Origin of the sequence: Ideonella azotifigens (genome assembly GCF_006519715.1) — a bacterium.
In the GTDB taxonomy this organism is placed as follows: Bacteria; Pseudomonadota; Gammaproteobacteria; order Burkholderiales; family Burkholderiaceae_C; genus Ideonella; species Ideonella azotifigens.
This window is the reverse complement of the sequence record NZ_VIDT01000716.1, coordinates 1-2,625: the sequence shown is the minus strand read 5'-3', so window position 1 is coordinate 2,625 and position 2,625 is coordinate 1. Positions and strand designations below refer to the sequence as shown.

2 protein-coding genes are annotated in these 2,625 nt (G+C 64.0%); both read right to left on the bottom strand.

Annotation, left to right across the window (positions count from 1 at the left end; translation table 11 throughout):
* Positions 1–410: chemotaxis protein CheW (locus tag FKP22_RS26705; RefSeq protein ID WP_141290973.1), on the bottom strand; the 410-nt coding region annotated here is incomplete at its 3' end.
* Positions 411–445: 35 nt separating this feature from the next.
* Positions 446–2,515 carry a methyl-accepting chemotaxis protein gene (locus FKP22_RS26700; protein ID WP_141290971.1) on the bottom strand — a complete coding sequence of 690 codons (2,070 nt, stop codon included), beginning with the start codon at positions 2,513–2,515 and terminating at the stop codon, positions 446–448.
* Between the last annotated feature and the right edge of the window lie 110 nt (positions 2,516–2,625).

The following is a 2,625-nucleotide window of genomic DNA, read 5'->3' as shown; positions in this document are numbered from 1 at the left end:
AAGGCCGGTGCCGGCTCGATGTCGCTCGATGCGATTTCCAGCACTTCGTTGACCGCGTCGACCACCACGCCGATGACCTGGCGTTCCAGCCGGCCATCGTTGTCGACCTCGGTCTCGACGATGACGATGCAGGTGCGCTTGGTGACATCGCTGGACTTGCGGCCGAAGCGCGCCAGCGGGTCCATCACCGGCACCACCGCGCCGCGCAGGTTGATCACGCCGCGCACGCAGGCCGGCATCATCGGGACCTCGGTCAGGCTGTGGTACTCGATGATCTCCTTGATCGCCAGGATGCCGATCGCGAAGACCTCGCCGGCCAGCATGAAGGTCAGGTACTGGCCAGGCTCGGCAGTTGAGGATGCGGGCGCGGCGAGGGCGGCGGAAGAGGTGTGGGGAACCAGTGCGCTCATGGGGATGTCCTGTGGGCTTGAGGGCTGCTGATCACTCAAAAGCGGGCGAACTGCGATTCGTCGATGCTGTCGGCTGTGGCCAAGGCGACCGGGCGTGCAACTGGCGGTCGCACACCACTGGCCTGGGCTGCACGGCCGCTGCTGCGCGCTGCTGGCTTGCCACTCGGGCGAATCGGGGCTGGAGGCAGGCGGCGCTGGCCGCCGCCGCTCAGCTTGAAGAAGGCCATGGTCTGCTGCAGCTGCTCGGCCTGGCTGCTCATTTCTTCTGCCGTGGCAGCCAGCTCTTCGGAGCTGGAAGCGTTCTGCTGCGTGGTCTGGCTGAGCTGGGTCACGGCGCCGTTGATCTGGCCCACGCCGGAAGACTGCTCTTCCGATGCGGCGGTGATCTCCTGCACCAGGTCCGAGGTGCGGCGGATGTTGGGCACGATCTGGCTCAGCAAGCTGCCGGCGCGCTCGGCCAGCTCGACGCTGGAAGACGCCACGGTGCCAATCTCCTGCGCCGCGATCTGGCTGCGCTCCGCAAGCTTGCGCACTTCGGCTGCAACCACCGCGAAGCCCTTGCCATGCTCGCCGGCGCGGGCCGCTTCAATGGCCGCGTTCAGCGCCAGCAGGTTGGTCTGGTAGGCGATGTCGTCGATGATCACGATCTTCTGCGCGATCTGCTTCATCGCCGCCACCGTGGCCTTGACCGCTTCGCCGCCTTCGGCCGCTTCGGTCGCGGCCTTGGAGGCCATGCCGTCGGTGACCTTGGCGTTTTCGGTGTTCTGCGAGATGGAAGCCGTCATCTGCTCCATCGAGGCGCTGGTTTCCTCGACACCGGCGGCCTGCTCGCTGGCGGCTTGCGACAGCGACTGCGCGGTGGCGCTCACCTCTTCCGAAGCACCGGCCAGCGACTCTGCGCTGGCATTGACTTCTGCCACCACCTCGGCCATCTTGACCACGGTGGCATTCACATAGCGCGTCAGCTCGGCGTAGACACCGGGGTACTCGGCCTCGATCTGCTGGGTCAGATCGCCGTTGGCCATCGCGCGCATCACCCGCGACACGTCATCGATGCTGCCGCTTGTGGTGCTCGCCATGTCGTTGACGTAAGACTTCATGCGGCCATAGGCGCCGTCGTAGTCCTTGTCGATGTTTTGGCTCAAGTCACCCTTGGCAATCGCGGCCATCACGCGGACGACGTCGTCGATGCTGCTGCCGGTGGTGCTCATCAAGCTGTTCAGGCCCAGCGCGATGTCCTTCTGAAAGCCTTGAAGTCCATCCAGGCTCATGCGTTCTTCAAAACTACCCCGGTTGGCCGCCTCGACCATGCGGCGCTGGCTGTCGACAACCTGCTTGAGCTTGTCCACCATGCTCTTGATCGCGAGCACCGCACTGCCACCGTCATTCGGCCGCGTCACCACGTCCATCGTCAGATCTCCTGCCGCGACCTTGCTGGCAATCTCGGCCACATAGGCCGGCTCGCCGCCCAGAACCTTGCTCAGGTTGCGCACGATGAGTGTCGCGATCACGGCGGCAAGCGCCATGGCGAGGGCGGACAGGCCGATGACGGTCGTGCGGGTGCTGTCGTAGGTTGCGGCGGATGCCTTGACGGCGTCCTCCATCAGCGAGGACTGGAACGCGCCCATGGCCTCCAGGGCTTCCCAATACGCGGTATTGGCGGGGCCGAAGCTGCTTTTGAGGTAGGTGACCGCGGCCTTGCGGTCGGTGCTCATCAGTTCATAGAGCTTGCTGTAGTGCTCTCCGAGCGCGTCACTCTTGACCCGGATCGCGTCGAACAGCTGGCGTCCCTTCGGGGTGTTGATCATGCCGTCGAGCTTGCTGAGCGAGGTCTTGATTTCGTCGGTGTTGACGCCGACCGCCTTCTTGTAGGTGGCCATCTCCGTGTCATCGCTGCTCAGCAGCATGTTGCGCAGCAGCCGGCCGTTGTCCAGCGTGTTCTTGATCGAGTCGTTGACCAGCATCACTTTGGGATAGCGGTCGTTCGTGATCTGGGTGGTGAGATCCTGCATGCCGCCCATCTTCACGATGGCGGTCAACGACAGGACCAGCATCAAGGCCACCACCGTGCAGAAGCCCAGTGCCAGGCGGGTTGAAATCTTCATTTGGTTGAACAAGGTAGCTCCCAAGGGGGTAATTGGCCGTCAGTTCGAGGCACTGAAAAGCGATTCAGTCAGCCCGAGACATGCTGGAACTCGGTACGAGGCAATCTGGC